Genomic DNA, 18,197 nt, shown 5'->3' on the forward strand with positions numbered 1-18,197 from the left:
CCGGTACCGGTCAGACCAGTCAGACCGGTCAGGCGACCTCGCCGTAGCGCACTTCGTGGCGGGCGTCCGGGGCCGCCATCGCCAGGACCCCGGCCGCCTCGTCCTCGACGGCGGCCCGGCCGGCCTCCGGGATCCGCCCGAACGGCTCGACGACCACCGTGGCCCTCTCCTCGCCTCCGGCCCGCTCCCGGTCCAGGCGCCACAGGCCACCGACAGTGCCGTCGAGGAGGAACGACCGGTAGGCCCGGTTGGTGCGCCAGAGGCGGCGGAGGTGGGCGGGGTCGATGATGCGCGAGCGGTCGGCATGGGAGAGGAGGAGGTTGTCGAACTCGGGCAGGAACCGTACCGGCGCCGGCGTGTCCTTGTCCGGCAGCGGCCCGTCCGGGACGTCGAAGAGTTCCGCGCCACCGGCGTCCCGGAAGGTCCGCAGCCCGGGCCGCAGCCGGTCGACGACCTCGCGGAGCCGGGTCAGCCCGCACCAGGTCTGCAGGTCCTTGACCGAGGCGGGACCGAAGGCCGCGAGGTAGCGGAGCACCATGTCGCCGAGGTCGGGCGCCGGGTCGAGGCCGCCGCCCAGCCAGGTCTCGACGGTGGTGTGCGCGGCCGGGCCGCTGTGCCCCCACAGGGCGCGCGGGGTGACCTGCACCAGCGGGAGGAGCGTCCGGGCCGCCATCGCCAGGTCCTGCGGCACGGCCCCGGGCCACTCCCCGGCCAGCTCCCTCCCCAGCTCGTGGAAGGTGTACGGGCGCACGGCCACCAGCTCCCGGGCGCGGGCCGCCAGCCGGTCCAGGTCCACCTCGCCCAGGCGCTTGCCGTGGTTGCTCCGGAAGCCGCGGTCCTGCACCGGCTGGAGCAACGGCCGCAGGGTGCGGCAGTCACGGGCGCTGACCAGGTGGATCGTGGAGCGCATCACCGCGATCCGCACCGCCTCGCGCGAGGCGAGGAGCCGCGCCAGGTCCTCGGGCCGGAAGCCGTCGAGGCGGGCGGCGAGCGCGTAGTAGGGGTCCAGGGGCGACTGGGCCTGGAGCCCCACGAGGTGCTCCACGGCGTCGAGCGCCGGGAGGGTGGCACGCCGAAGCAGCAGCTGCCGCTCCAGCAGAGCGCGGCCGAGGGCGCGGGGGCTCAGTACGGGCGCTCCGATGGTCGTCATGGCTCCACGCTAGAGGCGATACGTCCGCACCACAGGTCACACCTGTCCCGATGGTTTCTTTTGGCCCGTATATCCTGTCTGCGGACCAGCGACGAGAGAGGGGAGCACCGTGCCCGAGAACCCTCCGCGCCGCCCGCGGCCCGCTCCGAAGAAGAAGCCTTCCTGGCTGCGGCCCACCGCGGCCCGCACGGACGGCCCGCACGCCGCCGGCGCCGCGCCCCGGCCGGCCGACCCGGCCGCCGGTGAGGCGAGCGTCGTGGAGGCCGCCGTCTACCGCGACGGCCACCGCGTCAGCACCCCCGGCTCGCTGTCGGAGACCTACCGGCAGCTGCGCGAGCAGCCCGAAGGCATGGCCTGGATCGGCCTGCAGCGCCCGAGCGAGAGCGAACTGCTCTCGCTCGCCGAGGAGTTCGACCTCCACCAGCTCGCCGTCGAGGACGCCCTCGAAGCCCATCAGCGCCCCAAGCTGGAGCGCTACGGTGACACCCTCTTCGTCGTCCTGCGCGCCGCCCGCTACCTCGACGCGCCGGAAGAGGTCGACTTCGGCGAGCTCCACATCTTCGTCGGCCCCGACTTCGTGATCACCGTCCGGCACGGGGCGGCCCCCGACCTCTCCGCGGTCCGCTGCCGCATGGAGGCCACCCCCGAACTGCTGGCCCTGGGCCCGGAAGCGGTCCTCTACGCCATCCTCGACGCGGTCGTCGACGGCTACGCCCCGGTGGTGGCCGGCGTCCAGAACGACATCGACGAGATCGAGACCGAGGTCTTCGGCGGCGACCCGGCGGTCTCCCGCCGCATCTACGAACTCGCCCGCGAAATGGTGGAGTTCCAGCGCGCGACAAGCCCCCTGGTGAGCATGCTGCACGGCCTGATGGCGGGCTTCGCCAAGTACGGCACGGACGACGAGCTCCAGCGCTACCTCCGCGACGTGGCGGACCACGTGACGCACACCAGCGAACGCGTCGACGGCTTCCGCTCGGCGCTCACGGACATCCTCCAGGTCAACGCGACCCTCGTCACCCAGCAGCAGAACGCGGAGATGCGCGCCTTGGCCGAGGCGGGCTTCGAGCAGAACGAGGAGATCAAGAAGATCTCGTCGTGGGCGGCCATCCTGTTCGCGCCGACGCTGGTGGGAACGATTTACGGCATGAACTTCGACAACATGCCGGAGTTGCACTGGGTGGGCGGGTATCCCTTCGCGATCGTCCTCATGGCGGTTGTCTGCACCAGTTTGTACTTCATCTTCAAGCGGCGTGACTGGCTGTAGCAGCCAAGGCGAGCTCCTTGATCGACTTCGCACAAGCGAATGATGCCGAGGGCGACTCCCGACCCCCTGGGAAGAATCTGGGGAGAATGCGCACCGTCGGGGAGTGAAGCATGATCCGCGCCACCAGCCGTTCCACGCGCCTCGTTCAACCCAGTTCCGCCATTTTCCCTCCGCAGGACATTGCTCAGAGTGTTGACTGGGCAGCCAAGAGGAGACTCACACCAGGAGGGCCGGTTGGAACCAAGGAGTGCCGCGGCAACAGGGAAGGACTTCCCCTACACCGCCCGTACAACGTGCTACATCGAGGTCCACAAAGACGGCACGGTGACGCACGGGAACGACCGCGCCGCCTACGAACGGGCCGTGGCCGGCACGTCCCGTCTCTTCGCGGTCTGGCCCGGAGAGTGGTCGAGCCACTTGTTCGCAATCGACGACCTGGACGAGTACGCGAAGGCGCACGGGATCAAGCACGACGAGGAGCGCACCGGCCTCAAGGAGCACGTCCACGACGTGCGATGGGAGCCAGACTCCTACGCGAACGACAGCCCTCGAAGCCCCTACATCAGCGTCGACGTCACGCTGGACTGCGGCTGCGAGATTCACGACCGGCGCACTTTCGCCGCCCAGATGAAGGAACAGCAAGGGTGGGACGTGGCCACCAGCGGCGGCTGGGGCAGCAGCGGTCAGCCAGGGGGAAGGAAGAAGTACTCACTGCGTGTTCGCCGCAAGAGCCTCGCTGACTGACTCATGCGACCCCGCCGGCCACGGCCCCGAGCAGCTCCTCCAGCACGCCGCACGCCTGCGCACCCTGGACGACGCCCGCTCCACCGCCAGGATCCTCACCTGGCGCATCCAACGCCTCACTGCCGGACGAGACACCTGTCCGGCACCGGTGATCCCAGCGCTGATGGCCTCGTGGAAGCGATGCCATCAGCGAGGAATGTGGCGGCAGGGTCTGACGTTCCTTACGCAACGACGCCGCGCCGGCCTGGGTGACTCTGAGCTCTACCCTGCCGAGTTCGCCTCAGCCCTGGCATAGGTACCGTTCTGATGGAGACGCCTGAACGGACGGAGGCACCATGCCCTGCCGAACGACTGAGCCAAGCCGACCCATCAGCAGGCCGGGGGTGCGCTGATGCTGGAGCAAGCCGAGGAGATCGGTCGCCGAGCCCGTCGTGCCCGCCTTCGCCTGGGCATGCCGCAGGCCGACCTTGCCGCCGCTCTGGGCAAGTCACAGGGTTGGGTCTCGAAGATGGAGCGCGGCCTGATCGAACTGGACAGGGTCGGCGTCCTGAACCTGCTGGCGGCCGAGTTGCACGTCCACCCCAACGATCTGGTCGGCCGCCCGTACACCAGCTCCCCCGACGAGAACCAGTGGCAAATTGCCGCGTCCTCGATCCTGCGGGAACTGCGTCGCTACGACCTCGCCCCCGTGTTCGACGGCATCCCGCGTTCGGCGGGGAAGCTGTGGCGGGAGATGACACGTCTGCACCGGCTGCGAGACGCCGCCGCGAACGTCGCCATCCTGCGCATCCTGCCAGACCTGCTCCGCGAATCACGTGCCCTCGCCGAGGCGACCACCGGCCACGAGCGGGAGGAGGCTTACGCAATCTACGCAGTGTGCTGCAAGTTCGCGCACACCGCCGCCCACGCCCTGGGCCACCCCGAGCTGATCGCCATGGCCTGCGAGCGGGCCGCTTGGTCCGCACGGCTGTCCGGCGACCCGGTCATGCCCGCGATCGCCGACTGGATGCGGGTCTGGGACATGTGGGCGAGCGCGGACTGGGAAGACGCCATCGTCCTGTCCGACAAGGCCATCAGCACTCTTCAGCAGGACTACGAGCATGGCGAGCCGTTGGCCCTGCGGGCCTGGGGCACGCTCCAGCTCCGTGCTGCGGTCTCCGCAGCACGAGGCGGCCGGGCAGCGGAGGCGGAAGACCGCATCAGTCTCGCCAGGGCGGCGGCCGATCGCATGGGCGAGTACACCGGGCCTCCGGTGTACGACAGGCACTCGCTGACGTTCTCTCCCGGCAACGTTCAGATCCACGCCATCAGCGTGGCTCTGGAGATGGGGCAGCAGCGGAAGGCCCTGACGATAAACCACCGCACCAGCCCGGAGCTGGTCGCTTCCATGCCCAACTCGCGTCAGGGACACCACCACATGGACCTGGCGCGAGCCTGGCTATGGGATGGGCACCGCGACAAGGCACTGGGCGAACTGGAGAGGGCGGAGCGAATCGCACCCCAGCTAATCCGTAACCACCCCATCGCCCGCTCCACCCTTCGCAGCATCGTCTACGCCGAACGAGCGGTGACACGAGAGAAGTTGCGGCACATGTCTGACCGCTTCCACCTGGACGGATGAGGGTTGTATTCCTCGGGCTCATATTCGCCCCCTGACGCGTCCCTAGCGTCAGGGGCATGAGCGGACGACCGACTCCCCATCTGCCTTCGCCGGAGGCCGAGTTAGGCACAACAGCCCAGTTCTTTCCCCAGCTCGGCGACCTCGCCGCCGACACCGCCCGGAACGGCCGAGTCGGCGTCGTCGTCGCCCTCCCCGGCGAAGGCGCCGCGACGTACCACCTGCGCCCACCGGGCGGCGGCCCTGAATGGTCCGCGTCGGCCGACGCCAGCACGTTGGAGCCGGTGCCCGCCAGGCCCACGCACGCGACCCTGCTCGTCACCGACCCGGTCTACGACCCGCGTGCCAAGCAGGTGTCGGTGGCCATCCTCGTGCACCACGAGGATGGCGACCGCAGCGAGGCCGCGCTGATCCTCACGCCGGCCGACCTGGAGCACCTGCACATCCAGACCGGACGCATGCTCGGCGACAGCGAGCGCTACCCCGGCGATGCGCCCTGATTACCCAGGGACGACACCGCGCGCCGGAACACGGTCCGAGCAACCCGGTCCACCGCGAATCCGGCGGCACCGCCCTGGCCGTCCTGGCCCTGCTCGGCCTCGCCGGCCCCGCCTGGGTCCTGCGCGGCCAGGCTGCCGACCTTCTATCCGCCGAGCGGTCGGCGGCCGTCTCCATGCCGGACGCCACCGAGCTAGCCCCCTAAACCGCTCCGGCCCCGGCCTGGGAACTGCCCTCGGGCGCCGGAGCACCGAACACCGCCCCAGAAAAGGTGCGGTGAGGGGCGGCCCGAGCTACGGCGGGCTGCCCCGCAGCACAACCTGTTCCGCCCGGCGGAAGCCAGCGGCTCGGCTCCGCCGGGCGGAACGGTGATCGACCTGCACATGCCGTACGGCATCCGATCGGCCGCCCAGCGCTGTGGGCGGACCATCACCAGGGAGGGGACCCCATGGAGATCCCGTACATCGTCGTCGACCAGCTCACCCCGTCGCAGCAGCAGGTGTGGAACACCTACTTTGGTGACGCCGACCGCCCCCGCTACATCGAGGAGGGTATCTGGCGCCGCACCCAGGAGGAGGCCACCGCCGACCAGTCGTGCTGGAGCGGGGGCGACGACGCCCGTCGCCGCCTCATTCACTACCGCTACCGGTACGGCCTGGTACCGACCACGGCCGCCCCGGCGATCGGCCTGACCGACCTGTATCTGTACCACTCCGTGACCGCACCCGCCGGCGAGATCACCGCCCACGAGGACGCGCTAAGGGCCGCCCTCGCGGTCGGTGGTTGGAAGCGCGCCCCCGGCGGAACGCTGTGGATACGCCGCGACCTCAAGTGCAAGCTCACGCAGTTCACGCTGCACCCCCAGGACGCCGTGGCCCGCCGCAAGCTCCCACAGAACTACCGCAGCCTCGACGTCCAGATCACTTCCGCCCAGTACGCCCCGCCACCAGCCGTGCGGCAACGGCCCTGGGAGGTGCTGGCCACCGGCATCCGGGTCAAGGACCAGCGCGGCACACCCACCGTCGTCCCGGACCTGTCCGTTCTCGCCGATCATCTGCCCTTCCAGGTCGAGATCGGTTGCGGCACCTCCGTGGAGGCCAACATCCCGCCCCTGCACCGCCTCCACGAGATCTACCGCGTCACCGACCGCCAGGGCGACGGCCCGCACGAACACCGCTTCACCCTCTCCCCCACTTCCGACCCGCTTCTGCACGAAGTGCTCACCGAGCCGGAGGAGAAGACAGACGAGTTCACCGAGATGTTCAGGGCGTGCTTCCTGGCCGAGCCAACGCCCGCCATGCACGCACTGAAGGATCTTCACGACGCCGGACACCTGGTCGGACCCGTGATCACCAACAACTTCGACGTGCTGGCAGCCCGCGCCGGCTTGGAGGAGTGCTTCATGCGCCGCTACGACCAGGCCGTACCGGACGTCGAGTGGGTGGCCGGTGCGAAGGCCTTGCTTGTCGTCGGTCTGCACGCTGACCGACGCAAGGTCCAGGCCCGCGCCCGCGAGCGCGGCTTCAAGGTCGTCTACCTCGACCCCGAGGGCTTCTGGCACGACGGCCAGTTCAAACCCTACCCGCTGGAAGGCCCCCAGGACGAAGACCTGGTCTGCCGGAAGCCAGCCGCAGAGGGCTTGCCGGAACTCGTCAACGTCCTCGCCAAGGCCACCAACTGACCTACCTGCACGATCAGTACCGGGCCGGACAGCGGCGCTAGCGTGTCGCCCCTGACCGGCCCGGACCACCGGGCAGGCGAGACAGGGAAGGAGCGCCGGCACCATGCGCGTATCCGCCATCGGCTGCGGCCACCTGGGCATCCCGCACGCCGCGGCCATGGCCGAGATCGGCCACGAGGTCATCGGCGTGGACCTCGACCAGCCGAAGATCGACCGGCTCAACGCCGGCGAATGCCCCATCTACGAAGAGGGCCTGCCAGAGCTGCTGGCCACCCACACCGCCACTGGCCGCCTGCGCTTCACCACCAACCTGGCCGAGGCCGCAGACTTCGCCGACATCCACTTCCTCGCCGTCGGCACACCGATCGACGCCGACGGCCGCAGCTACGACACCGGCCAGGTCTTCGGCGCGGCCCGAGCACTCGCCCCGCATCTGACCCGCCCCTGCGTGATCATCGGCAAATCCACGGTCACCGTCGGCACCACCCGCGACCTGACCACCCTCCTCGCCCGCCTCGCCCCCGCGGGCACCGACGTCGAGGTCGTCTGGAACCCGGAGTTCCTCCGCGAAGGACACGCCATCGAGGACACCCTCCGCCCCGACCGCATCGTCGCAGGCGTGCCCTCCCCGCACGCCGAGGACGTCGTCCGTCAGGTTTACGCCCCGCTGCTGCACAACCAGATCCCTCTGTTCGTCACCGACCCCGCCACCGCCGAACTGATCAAGGGCGCCGCCAACGCCTACCTCGGCATGAAGATCTCCTTCATCAACGGCGTCGCCGACATGTGCGCCGCCGCCGGCGCCGACGTCCATCAGCTCACGGAGGCCATCGGCCTAGACCCACGCATCGGCCGCGGCGGCCTGAACGCCGGACCCGGCTACGGCGGAGGCTGCCTGCCCAAGGACGTACGCGCGTTCACCGCCTCCGCGCAGAGCCTCGGCGCCCTCGACGCGGCAGCCCTGCTGCGAGCCGCCGAGCAGGTCAACGAATCCCGCGCCACCGCCGCCCTCGCCCTCATCGAACAGACCCTCGGCCGACCAGTAGCAGGGGCACGCGTCACCGTGTGGGGCGCCTCCTTCAAGGCCGGCACCGACGACGTGCGCGAGTCCCCCGCCCTCGCCGTCGCCGCCCTCATGCACCAGCGCGGCGCGACCGTCACGGTCCACAACCCCCACGCCGTGCCCACCGCGCTCGTACGCCACCCCGAGCTCGACTACGCGGAAGACCTGGAGGAGTCGGTCAAGGGCACAGAGCTGATCGTCCTGGCCACCGAGTGGCCCCAGTTCCGCGACGCCAACCCCAAGGCCCTATCCACCCTGGTCGAGCAACCGGTCCTCGTAGACCTCCGCAACCTCCTGAACGCCGACACCTGGCGCACAGCTGGCTGGACCGTGCGCCAGCTCGGCCGACCCGCACAGCCATAGGACCCAAGCCCCACCCCGGGGCCGGGACACACGGATGGGAGATCCGTCATGGACGACCTGTGGGACAACATCATCAAGCTCTCCGCCGCCTGCCGCAAGGCCGGTGAACACCTCCCGAACGAGGAACTCAAAGCCCTCCAGGTGGGCAAGGTCGCCGAGGAGGCCGGCGAGGCCATGCACGCCCTCCACGGGCTGAAGGGCCTGACCACCTGCGACGACACCCACAGCTGGTCCGAGGTCCAGAACGACCTCGTCGGCGCCGTCATCGCCGCCCTGCTGGCCATGCACTACATCGACCCCGAAGGTGTCCGCGAAACCTTCGAGGAGATCTTCCACCGCCGTACCCGCAGGGGCCGCGAAACCACCGCTGCCGCCTGACCGCTCTCTCCACCCCCACGCCGGCGGTCGCGTGCCCTCGGAACGCGACCGCCGGCCCGTGTCGTAGACGCTCCACCCTCACCTGCGGGGTGGACGATGGCGGGATGACCGACACCGAGCTCGAAGCGGAAGCGATCAAGTCCGGTACTGGGGTATCCGCACTGATCACGAACAGCCAGGGCGACTACCTGCTCCACCTCCGCGACGACATCGAAGGCATCTGCTGGCCCGGCTACTGGACACCCGTCGGCGGACGTCCCGAACCGGGCGAATCGCCGGCCGACACCGTCGCACGCGAGGTGGCGGAGGAGACCGGACTCATCATCCCGCTCGAAGAGTTCACCACCGTCCAGCAGAGGAACGCCGAACACCTCGGCAAGGGCCCGATCGCCGTCTACACCGGCCACTGGGACGGAGACGCCCACGCCCTCCCCCTCACCGAGGGCATCATGCTCCACTGGTTCCCGGTCTCGGTGCTCCCACGACTCCGCGTACCCCCGTGGTGCCGAGAGGCGATCGCCCTCCACCAGAATGCGCGGACGAGCCTCCCCGTTTCGTCGGAGGACACCAGCCCCTGACCACCAGCCGTTGCGACCCTTGCAACCTGACCATCGGGGCAGGCTGCGCGTGCTCTCCGGAGCCGCCTCAGCGTAAGACGGCCACCCATCCCGAACTGGGGAAACTGGAACCCGAACGCCATCCTCGTATCGCCGACGCAGTACGCGCACATCCCCGGCTGCGCGCACCTGTCCGAGAACGAGATCAAGGCCCCGAGATGGGGTTGTACCACCGTCGCCGCAGGCACGTGGGCACGGATCTCCGCAAGCCTGGCGGCCGAAAGCGACCTCTCGGCCGCCACCGAATCCCACCTTGATCCGACCTTACGCCCCTCGCGGGCCGAAGGGAGGGCGTTGCGAGGTGCCCTGCCCGTCCGCCGATCGTTTGGGCACGATGCTTGCCAGGTCTGGCTGGGCGTACCGCTCAGAGGTACGTCGCGACACAGACAACTACTTCTGCCATACCTTCAGGGACTCTTTCCAGAGAACGAACCACCAGTGCCACGCGCGCCGCTAATGTGCGGCCATGAGAGAACTCGCACAGCCTCGTGCCTGGGGCGAACGGTCACCAGGTATGCCGGTCTTGCCCGGCTCACGGGCCACATGGATCGGTACGCTGCGAGCGCTGATCGAGGAGCTTTCCGCCCATCAGGACCGGGACCTCAGCGATCAGGAATCGCTGCCGCAGGCTGGTGGACTCAACCGGCATCAGCTGCAGCGCCTTGTCCGAGCCGGACTGCTCTTGCGAGAGGGCCGGACGTTCCTGCCTAGCGCCGCCGCACTCGCTTGGTGCCAAGGCGGCGACGCGGCCTTGCTGGTGGAGATCTTCCACCACAACGTGAGGTTCGTCGGCGAGGTCATGGACGCGCTCACCGCTGGACCTCGGACACACGAGCAACTCTTGGATCTGGCACGCGAATCCTTCGACCTGTCGTGGGAGACCTCGGCGCCGGTGCGCGACCGGACGACGTGGCTCACAGTCACGGGCATGGTCGATCTCTTCGACGGTCGTGTCCACCTTACGGACGCCGGCCGCGACGTCATGGCGCGCATCGTGGTGGGGAGGCCCGAACCCGACGACACCGACACGACCGCGCAGCTGACGCCCGCTGTGGGTGCCGTCGCGCAGCTTATCGAGCAGCTCGACGAAGCGGGACTCAGGGCCAGGGCGGACGGCGCCAATCTGTACGTTCCCGGCACCTCCGCGAACGGCGGCACGATGGATGCACTTCAGGTGCTTGTCGAGGCCGCCATGCCGTCGATCACGGAAGCGGACTTCAGGCAATTCGTGAAGGACACCTTCCCCAAGGCCCAAACCATAGCCACGGCACGCACCGCCAAGGACACTCTCAAGGCTCTGGGGCTCATTCAGCAGACGTCATCCAAGACCTGGAGCGCCACTCCGGCCGCTATTGCCTGGGTCGAGTCAGGCGAACCCTTGGACCTCGCACGCACCGTCCATGCCTCGATCGCTTTCTTTGGTGAGATGTTGGGCGTACTCGACGAAGCCGCCCGTTGCACGTCCGGCACGCTCGTGGAGCACAGCACGCGGTATCTTCCCAATCGCGGCAAGCCGCTGATCCGGAGCGCCGTCAATACGCGCCTCAACCTGCTGGAGGTCTGCGGACTGGTCACGCGGCTCTCCCAGACCGCCTACCGTACGACTGCTCTCGGCCGGGCGTTCAAGCGCTCTGTGCCCTGTCTCACCTCCGACAATGGCCCGTCCCGCGCTGCCCCTGCCGCCGACGGCGCCGACGCAAGCCACCGAGATGAAGCTCTAGGCAGCACGCTGCCACCGAACTCGCTTGGGTCGGACATTGCAGCAGAGCTGGAAAGCTCCGCACTCGCCAGCGCAACCCCCAAGCGTCTGGAGAAGGCCGCCGTCGCCGCGCTGGCGTACCTGGGCATGCCTGGCGAACACGTAGGTGGTAATGAAGCAGTGGACGGTCGCGTGCGCTTCGGTATTGGTGCGGACTCGCGAGTCCTGGCCGTCGAGGCAAAGACCGCAGCCTCGGGGCGGGTTGTCAATCAGAGGTTGTTCCCTCTGGCAGGACACCGAGCGAAGATCGGGGCCGAGGTCACCCTTTTTATTGGCCCAGGCTTCGAGCCGAGCATGCTCAAGGAGGCCGACGAGGACCCGGCGATCGCCGTCATCGAGACCGGACTGCTGGCCGAGGTGGTCCGGCGCCAAGAAAGGACCCCGCTCACGCCGACCCAGCTGGCGCCCCTCATCGACCCGGCGCTGCGCGCGGCACAGCGTAGAGACGCAATCCGCGGGCACTGGCGGGATCAGGAGATCCGCGGCGAGCTCGAGTATGCCCTCGTCGACATCTTGAACATGGAAGCGGAGGACCCGCTAGAGGAGGGTGGTTGGCTCGATCTCACCTCGGTTCGACGTGAACTCCGAACCCGTGGGTACCGCATCGCGGAGGACGAAGTCGTAGAAACTCTCGACTTTCTTGCCTCAAGGCGGATCGGCGTTCTCGACCGCTCTGATCAGGGGTACCGATGCATCGCTGGTGTCCATACCGCCGGGCAGCGCATTCGCGCTCTCGGGCATCAGTGGACAGCAGCCGCAGAAATCCACCATCGAATGCGCACAGGAGACGACACTGGCCAGGGGTCAAAGGGCTGAGGCTCAGGCCCGCTTGAGGCTGGATCGACGATACTCCCGTCCGCAATACGCTACCAAGAACACCTGACGAGCGCCGCAGAAGCGCGCTGGCGATGTCAAGCCGTGTCCCGTTCCAGGGGACGATACGACCAAGGGGGCGTAGGCGAGCCGTCCGGGTCAAGTCCGTACGGCCACCTCATCTTGGCCTCGTCGTCGGGAAGCTCGCCGGTATTGGCGGCTCGCTGGTAGAAGGTCTCAGCGTCCTCCTGGTCCCCGGCCTCGTCTCGCACCCGTGCTAGGTGGATCAGGGTGTCGGGGTCGCCGGTGTCGGCGGCCCGCTGGTAGAAGGTCTCAGCGCCCTTCTGGTCCCCGGCCCACTCCCGCAGCTCTGCCAGGCGAACCATGGCGCCAGCGTGGCTTGCGTCTGCGGCTCGCTCGTAGACTACTTTGGCACCCTCCCAGTCCCCGGCCTGTTCCCGTATTCGCGCCAAAACTGTCAGGGCCGTGGGATTGGTAGCAGCCTGCTGGTAGAGGGTCTCGGCACCCTCGAGGTCTCCGGCTTTCTCCTTCAGCTCGGCCAGGTGGACCACGGTGTAGGTGTCGCCGGTGTCGGCGACCTGCTGGTAGAGGGCTTCGGCGCCGTCGATGTCGCCAGCTTTCTCCTTCAGCTGGGCCAAGTATTTCAGGGCATAGGTGTCGCCAGCGGCGGCGGCCCGCTGGAAGAGGGCTTTGACCCCCTCCCAGTCCCCGGCCTCTTCTTCCTTCAGCTGGGCCAGGCAGATCAGGGCATGCGTATCGCCAGCGTCGGCGGCCCGCAGGTAGAGGGCTTCGGCACCGTCGAGGTCTCCGGCTTCTTCCTTCAGCTCGGCCAGGTTGATCAGGGAGTCGGTGTCGTCGGCATCGACGATCTGTTGGTAAAGGGCTTCGGCACCTTCCTGGTCCCCGGCTTCCTCCGACATGTCTGCCAAACGGGCAATGGCGTAGGTGTCGCCGGTGGCGGCGGCCCGCTGGTAGAGGGCTTTGACCCCCTCCCAGTCCCCGGCCTCTTCCTTCAGCTCCACTAGGTCGACAAGGGCGTCAGTACGGCCAGCGTCTGCGGCTCGCTGGTAGAGGGCTTCGGCGCCCTCACGGTCTCCGACTGCCTTCCGGCGCTCGGCCACGAGGAACAACGCATCTGCGTCGCCAGCGTCGGCGGCTCGCCGATAGAGGGCTTCGGCGCCTTCCATGTCCCCAGCTTCCTCCCATATCCGTGCCAGGCAGTTGAGGGAGTAGGGGTGGCCTGCGTCGGCGGCGCGGAGCCGGAGGTGGTGTGCCCACTGCAGGCGGTGCCTTCGTTCAGCGGCGAGTGCAAGGTTGCCGAGGTCGTCGGGGTGGGTGAGGTGGGCGTAGGCGGCGGCCCAGAACGATGCAGGTGGGCACAATCCCAACCGGGCGGTGCGGCCGTGCTGTTCGAGGTAGTCGGCGAGCCGGAACGCTGGTCCTGTCACGGAGGAAGGTGCTGGCGTCGATGTCGGGCTGCCGGGTGGGCGGCGCCTGGGCCGGGCTCCGGTGCGGCGCAGGGGCGCCTGCTTACCGTGGACGGGGCGGGCGAGGTCGGCGAAAGCCGCCTCTGCCCAGTCGTCGGTGAGTTCGTCGTAGTCCTGGTCGCTGAGATAGTCGATCGCGGCGTCTGTGAGGAAGGTTTGTGGGAGGTGGAGGCCCACGCCAAGACGGCGTGCGTCCATAGCCGCATGCAGTACGGCCTTGGCCGTCGGTGCGCCGTGCTCGTAGCGGCGTAGCAGTTCGGGGGCGCCGGCGAGGTCCTGGGTGACCCGTCCGTGGTCATGGGCGCGGGTGAGAGCGTCGGCGAGCAGTTGGTCGCCGTCCTGCGCCAGGACAGCTGCGGTCCGCAGTGCGTCCTGGTCGAAGGTGTCGGGGATGGTGAGAGTGCGTCCGGCGAGTATCTCCCGGACCCGGCTGTGCGGATCCGGGGAGCCAGCGTGGGGCAGGACTGTGTACTGGTCGGCGTACTCGGGCCAGAGGGTGCCCAGAACGAGGACCGGTCGGCGCTTGGGGTGAGTGAGGAGGGTATGGATGGCGGCCGCGATCCGCTCGCCGAGCTGGGGGTTGCCGAGGTAGTGCTGGGCTTCGTTGAGCCAGACGACTGTGCGAGATGCGACGCGTTCGAGGTCGTCGAGGGCGGCTTCGGCTCGGGTCGGGTCGAACGGGTGCCACAGCCGCCACCCGCGGGTGGCGAGCGGCTGAATGGCCTCCCAGCAGGCTCTTGTCTTGCCCGTGGAGGACGTTCCGACCAGGACCAGCATCCGGCTGTTGCCCTGTGCGGCCTCCAGTGCCGCATCGGTGAGGATCCGGTCATGGCCACGCGGGACGTAGCCGGACAGCGCCCGCTGGGGCACGGCCCCAGAGCCGACCCCGGCGGGGTGGACCTCCAAGTCGTGAGGATCCCACTCCGTGATCGGCTTGCCCGGGCCGTCGTCCCCTCCAAGGGCAGGGTCGGTATCTCCGGCGGCGACGTGCCGCAAATCCAGCAGTTGCTGGTCTGGCAGGCGTAGCACGCGGGCCAGCGCGACAACCGTCTCGGCCGATGGAGCGGGCTTGCCTGCCTGGAACGCCTCCTGCACGGTGGTGCGACCCAGTTCTGCTCGGGTGGCGAGCTGAGTCTTGTTCAGCCCGGCACGAGCCAGGCCGTCGGCGAGCCTCTTGCGCAGCTCGATGAGCGCCGTCAGCTCGCTAGGTTCGTCGTGCATTCGTCCCGCCCCGGCTCGATGTGTTCGCCGGTGTTCATCATTGTCCAGCCGGACCCCGGCGGACATCGTTTCCGCGACCTTCGTCACGTCAACGCCTCACTTTTGCAAGGAGCCTGCCGTGACCCGTCTCGTCGTTGTCCTCCTCGTCGCTGCGCTGGTCGTCATGTTCGCCCTTCTGGCTACCGCCGCTGCGGGCCTGCTCGCCCGGCTGGATGGCGCCACTTATCCCGCTGCCCTCATGCGGGCCGCCACCACGTTCGCTGCCGCGCTCACCCTTGCGGCCGCCTTGACCGGTGCTCTCGCCCAAATCGTGTCCTGAGCCCTTCAACTCTGGCCGCCGGGGGCCTTCCAACCTGGGCGGTGCCGGCCAGGGGGTAGTACAGAATGCCGTCCTGATCGAGAAGATGCAGAAGCAGCTCAGGCCCGGGTCCTGAAGGCGAGAACAGCCGGGATGCGTGAGCGGACGGGCTGGCACAGGCTGGACTCGGTGTCACGCGGGTCAGAGTCGCAAGTCTCTGACCAGGGAAAACGGGATTTGGTGGCACGGCTTGACACCACCCGTCACGATCTTGCAGGCCCTCGTAATGCGCAGGTCTCAGCCCTCACGAGCGGCTCAGCTTCCCACGCGCACAGGTTGGAGAACGCGAGCGCCTCAAGGAGAGCCATCAGACCGGCCTTCTCCCCGAAGACGGATCAGCCCCGCTGGGGAGAATCTGGGGAGAACGGAGTCCCGTTGGGGAGCGGCTGGGGAGAATTGGCCGCACAAACCGGCATCCCGGTGAAAGAGCCGGAAACACCCATCGCTGCAGGTCAGAGCGGTTCGCCAAGCGATCTCCGCAGATCAGCGCCCCGAGCGTGACGACTTCAAGAAGATCTCGTCATGGGCGGCCATCCTGTTCGCGCCGACGCTGGTGGGAACGATTTACGGCATGAACTTCGACAACATGCCGGAGTTGCACTGGGTGGGCGGGTATCCCTTCGCGATCGTCCTCATGGCGGTTGTCTGCACCAGTTTGTACTTCATCTTCAAGCGGCGTGACTGGCTCTGAGTAATCATCCCCGGAGGCAGGATCCGCGCCCTCACCCGGCAGCTGCGGCACGCCCTGGGAGGCAGGTCCGGCCACTGGGGAGAATCTGGGGCGGATCTGGGGCGAAGCGAACGCGGCTCAGCACTCGTCGCCTCCCGGACGGGGAACGCTGAGCGCGCCGGCCGGCAGCACTGGAGCGGCCTGATCGGCGAGATCGAACAGGCCCGGGCCCTGTTCCACGGAGCCGAGACCTTCCAGGACCGAACCTCCGCCCGGTGCGGTGTTCCGGTCACGTGCTGATGGTGAGTCGTTTGACCTCGCGCAGGATGGGGGCGGTCTCGGCGGCCTGGATGCCGGGGAGCGAGCCGATGCGGTGGTCGAGGTAGCGGTAGAGGTCCTGGCTGTCGCGGAAGACTCCGCTTGCCACGACGTTGTGCGGGCCGGTGGTGGCGGCCGCGAAGGCGATTTCGGGGTGGGTGGCCAGGGCGCGGCCGACGGCCGAGACGTGGCCGGGGGCCACCTGGAGCCAGAGGTGGGTCATCAGGTCGTAGCCGAGGTGCCGGGGTGCGAAGTCGACGGAGAAGTCCAGTGCGCCCTGGGCCCGCAGTCGTTGGAGGCGGCGCTGGACGCTGGAGGGCGAACGGCCGGTGGTCGCGGCCAGCTCGGGCAGGCCGGCACGGCCGTCCTTGGCCAGCGCGGTGAGGAGGGCTCGGTCTGTGACATCCAGGGCCACGGGCTCGGGGTGCTCGTCGGATCGAGAGGCCGGTGCCGAAGAACCGCCTTCGCGGCCGTGAGCCGCACCGAACGGGGCCCCGTTGGCGTACCACGTGCTGGTGATGCCGGTGAAGAGGCGCAGCAGACAGTGGGCTCCGACGCCGACCAGGTGCGGGGTACGGGGCAGCTTGTCGAGGAGCAGCGCGTCGCGCTCGTGCGGCGTACGGGTGGTGAGGGCGCAGTACAGCTCGGTTCCCCCGGAGGCCAGTGAGATCCAGCTGGTGTCGGGCCGACGGGCCAGGGCTTGGGCGACGGAGGCTGCGGAATCGGGTGTGCAATGGATGCGCAGCAGCCAGCGGGTCATCCCCACCCGGGCCGGGACGGGCTGGCCGACGACGTGCAGGCCCAGCGTGCGCAGTCGGCCGTAGCGGCGGGCCACGGTGCGTTCCGAGGCGCCCAGCCGGCGCGCGATACGGCTCAGTGCCGCGCGTCCGTCGAGCTGGAGGGCTTGGAGCAGCCCCAGATCCAAAGCGTCGAAGGTGCCCGCGCCTGCCATGTGTGACCTCCCGTGAGTTCACCGCTGTGTCGTGCTCCCACGACAGGTCCCGACGATAGGGGCCTGACCGCGGCGGTGCGCCCCGGGTCTGTCGCGTTCTCCCGTCTCACCGCCGGAAACTGCCTGTTCCTACCGCTTCCTGGGGGATGGCTGGGTGGCGCGCGTTCCTCGAACGACCATGGCCGGGCTGCCTTCCCCTGGAGAGGGAAGGACGAAGGAGGAGAAGGGCATCGTGCACGCTTCCACCATTCCCACCATCCCCACCATCGACCTCTCGCTCTGGCGGAGCGGTGACGACCGGGACCGGGACCGTCTCGCCACACTCGTCGACCAGGCGCTGGGGCGGGCGGGGTTCCTGCTCGTCACTGGTCATGGTGTCCACCCGGACCTGCCCGCCGCGATCCGCACCGCGGCCCGCGCCTTCTTCCATCAGCCGCTCGAAGTGAAGCAGCCGTTCCTGGCGGAGGCGGTCGGCCGTTACGGCTGGAGCGGACCGGGAGCGGTGGCCACCGGCCGGGCCGAAGGTCTGATGACACCACCCGACCTGGTGGAAACCTGGTCAGCGGCCCCCGGCCCGTGGGACACCGCGGCCGGTCGCCACGAGCCCGGACTTCTGCCGAGGTCCTGGCCGTCGCAGCCCCTGGAACTGCGCCCTCTCGTCGCGCAGTACGTACATGCCATGCGAGTGCTGGCCGGCGAACTGCTGGAAATCCTGGCAGTAACCCTGCGTCAACCGCTCGATTTCTTCACTCGTCACACCACCCGCCCCGACTGGACCCTGACCCTCAACTGGTACCCCGCCATCAGTGCCGTTGGTGCCCCGCGGCCGGGCCAGTTCCGTGTCGGTCCGCACACCGACTTCGGGACCATCACCGTCCTCGACCGGCAACCGGGCAAGGGCGGTCTCCAGATCCACACGGAGGACGACGGCTGGCAGGACGCCCCTTACGATCCCGAGGCGCTCACCATCAACATCGGTGACCTGATGGCTCGCTGGACCGGCGACCGCTGGCGCTCCGGACGCCACCGTGTACTGGCCCCGCCCGCTGACGCCACGTCCGAGGAACTGCTGTCCCTGGTCTACTTCTACGACTGTGATCCGGACACGCTCGTCGCATCGCTCCCCGCCCCGATCGGCAGGGTGTCCCACCCTCCGGTCACCGCCCGCGCCTACGTTCGCTCCAAGGTCGCCGAGATCACCCTGGCGTGACGACACCCC

General features: G+C 68.8%; 14 protein-coding genes and 1 pseudogene. 12 read left to right on the forward strand and 3 right to left on the reverse strand.

The genetic code is table 11. The annotated features are described in order from the left end of the window. Positions 1 to 28 precede the first annotated feature (28 nt). On the reverse strand, positions 29 to 1,150 hold the full coding sequence (locus ABZ951_RS03390; RefSeq protein ID WP_344085561.1) for a winged helix DNA-binding domain-containing protein: 1,122 nt from the start codon (positions 1,148 to 1,150) through the stop codon (positions 29 to 31). Positions 1,151 to 1,259: 109 nt separating this feature from the next. Here ABZ951_RS03390 and ABZ951_RS03395 point away from each other — a divergent pair, with 109 nt between their 5' ends. The 9 genes from ABZ951_RS03395 to ABZ951_RS03435 all read left to right on the forward strand — a co-directional run bounded on the left by ABZ951_RS03395 (position 1,260) and on the right by ABZ951_RS03435 (position 11,954). Further along, complete coding sequence (locus tag ABZ951_RS03395; protein WP_344085564.1) at positions 1,260 to 2,417, forward strand: magnesium and cobalt transport protein CorA; 1,158 nt, start codon at positions 1,260 to 1,262, stop codon at positions 2,415 to 2,417. A 234-nt stretch (positions 2,418 to 2,651) separates the two neighbouring features. Then, positions 2,652 to 3,161 (forward strand): hypothetical protein, encoded by a 510-nt coding sequence (locus ABZ951_RS03400; protein WP_344085566.1) that lies wholly within the window; start codon positions 2,652 to 2,654, stop codon positions 3,159 to 3,161. Between the two features lie 391 nt (positions 3,162 to 3,552). Beyond that, positions 3,553 to 4,782 carry a helix-turn-helix transcriptional regulator gene (locus ABZ951_RS03405; RefSeq protein WP_344085569.1) on the forward strand — a complete coding sequence of 410 codons (1,230 nt, stop codon included), beginning with the start codon at positions 3,553 to 3,555 and terminating at the stop codon, positions 4,780 to 4,782. A 56-nt stretch (positions 4,783 to 4,838) separates the two neighbouring features. After that, positions 4,839 to 5,279, forward strand: a complete 441-nt coding sequence (locus tag ABZ951_RS03410; protein WP_344085572.1) for a hypothetical protein — start codon at positions 4,839 to 4,841, stop codon at positions 5,277 to 5,279. A 446-nt stretch (positions 5,280 to 5,725) separates the two neighbouring features. Then, a complete protein-coding gene (locus tag ABZ951_RS03415) occupies positions 5,726 to 6,958 on the forward strand; it encodes a hypothetical protein (protein ID WP_344085575.1) in 1,233 nt (410 codons plus the stop codon). Between the two features lie 103 nt (positions 6,959 to 7,061). Beyond that, positions 7,062 to 8,384, forward strand: coding sequence for a UDP-glucose/GDP-mannose dehydrogenase family protein (locus ABZ951_RS03420; protein ID WP_344085578.1), 1,323 nt, complete (start codon positions 7,062 to 7,064; stop codon positions 8,382 to 8,384). A 48-nt stretch (positions 8,385 to 8,432) separates the two neighbouring features. Continuing rightward, positions 8,433 to 8,762 carry a MazG-like family protein gene (locus tag ABZ951_RS03425; protein ID WP_344085581.1) on the forward strand — a complete coding sequence of 110 codons (330 nt, stop codon included), beginning with the start codon at positions 8,433 to 8,435 and terminating at the stop codon, positions 8,760 to 8,762. A 104-nt stretch (positions 8,763 to 8,866) separates the two neighbouring features. Then, positions 8,867 to 9,340, forward strand: a complete 474-nt coding sequence (locus ABZ951_RS03430) for an NUDIX hydrolase (RefSeq protein ID WP_344085584.1) — start codon at positions 8,867 to 8,869, stop codon at positions 9,338 to 9,340. A 505-nt stretch (positions 9,341 to 9,845) separates the two neighbouring features. Further along, on the forward strand, positions 9,846 to 11,954 hold the full coding sequence (locus ABZ951_RS03435; RefSeq protein ID WP_344085587.1) for a hypothetical protein: 2,109 nt from the start codon (positions 9,846 to 9,848) through the stop codon (positions 11,952 to 11,954). 95 nt (positions 11,955 to 12,049) lie between these two features. Here the strand turns inward: ABZ951_RS03435 and ABZ951_RS03440 are convergent, their stop codons facing one another. Continuing rightward, positions 12,050 to 14,680 carry a hypothetical protein gene (locus ABZ951_RS03440; RefSeq protein WP_344085590.1) on the reverse strand — a complete coding sequence of 877 codons (2,631 nt, stop codon included), beginning with the start codon at positions 14,678 to 14,680 and terminating at the stop codon, positions 12,050 to 12,052. A 118-nt stretch (positions 14,681 to 14,798) separates the two neighbouring features. On the opposite strand from ABZ951_RS03440, the gene ABZ951_RS03445 reads away from it, so the two are divergent. Beyond that, positions 14,799 to 14,999: a hypothetical protein gene (locus ABZ951_RS03445; protein WP_344085736.1), complete on the forward strand. Its 201-nt coding sequence runs from the start codon at positions 14,799 to 14,801 to the stop codon at positions 14,997 to 14,999. Between the two features lie 538 nt (positions 15,000 to 15,537). Continuing rightward, positions 15,538 to 15,729: pseudogene (locus tag ABZ951_RS03450) on the forward strand (CorA family divalent cation transporter); the annotation flags it as partial. Positions 15,730 to 15,997: 268 nt separating this feature from the next. On the opposite strand, the gene ABZ951_RS03455 reads toward ABZ951_RS03450, so the two are convergent. Further along, positions 15,998 to 16,978, reverse strand: coding sequence for an Lrp/AsnC family transcriptional regulator (locus tag ABZ951_RS03455; protein ID WP_344085593.1), 981 nt, complete (start codon positions 16,976 to 16,978; stop codon positions 15,998 to 16,000). A 232-nt stretch (positions 16,979 to 17,210) separates the two neighbouring features. On the opposite strand from ABZ951_RS03455, the gene ABZ951_RS03460 reads away from it, so the two are divergent. Then, positions 17,211 to 18,188, forward strand: a complete 978-nt coding sequence (locus ABZ951_RS03460) for a 2-oxoglutarate and iron-dependent oxygenase domain-containing protein (protein ID WP_344085596.1) — start codon at positions 17,211 to 17,213, stop codon at positions 18,186 to 18,188. The last annotated feature ends 9 nt before the right edge of the window (positions 18,189 to 18,197 follow it).

Source organism: Streptomyces sp. NPDC046215, from assembly GCF_040646215.1.
Taxonomy (GTDB): domain Bacteria; phylum Actinomycetota; class Actinomycetes; order Streptomycetales; family Streptomycetaceae; genus Streptomyces; species Streptomyces stramineus.

Bases quoted from the DNA above. Each gene is read 5' to 3' on its own strand.
- ABZ951_RS03415 (WP_344085575.1), top strand. From the start codon at position 5,726: ATGGAGATCCCGTACATCGTCGTCGACCAGCTCACCCCGTCGCAGCAG.
- ABZ951_RS03410 (WP_344085572.1), top strand. From the start codon at position 4,839: ATGAGCGGACGACCGACTCCCCATCTGCCTTCGCCGGAGGCCGAGTTA.
- ABZ951_RS03440 (WP_344085590.1), bottom strand. From the start codon at position 14,680: ATGCACGACGAACCTAGCGAGCTGACGGCGCTCATCGAGCTGCGCAAG.
- ABZ951_RS03455 (WP_344085593.1), bottom strand. From the start codon at position 16,978: ATGGCAGGCGCGGGCACCTTCGACGCTTTGGATCTGGGGCTGCTCCAA.
- ABZ951_RS03425 (WP_344085581.1), top strand. From the start codon at position 8,433: ATGGACGACCTGTGGGACAACATCATCAAGCTCTCCGCCGCCTGCCGC.
- ABZ951_RS03405 (WP_344085569.1), top strand. From the start codon at position 3,553: ATGCTGGAGCAAGCCGAGGAGATCGGTCGCCGAGCCCGTCGTGCCCGC.
- ABZ951_RS03430 (WP_344085584.1), top strand. From the start codon at position 8,867: ATGACCGACACCGAGCTCGAAGCGGAAGCGATCAAGTCCGGTACTGGG.
- ABZ951_RS03435 (WP_344085587.1), top strand. From the start codon at position 9,846: ATGAGAGAACTCGCACAGCCTCGTGCCTGGGGCGAACGGTCACCAGGT.
- ABZ951_RS03390 (WP_344085561.1), bottom strand. From the start codon at position 1,150: ATGACGACCATCGGAGCGCCCGTACTGAGCCCCCGCGCCCTCGGCCGC.
- ABZ951_RS03420 (WP_344085578.1), top strand. From the start codon at position 7,062: ATGCGCGTATCCGCCATCGGCTGCGGCCACCTGGGCATCCCGCACGCC.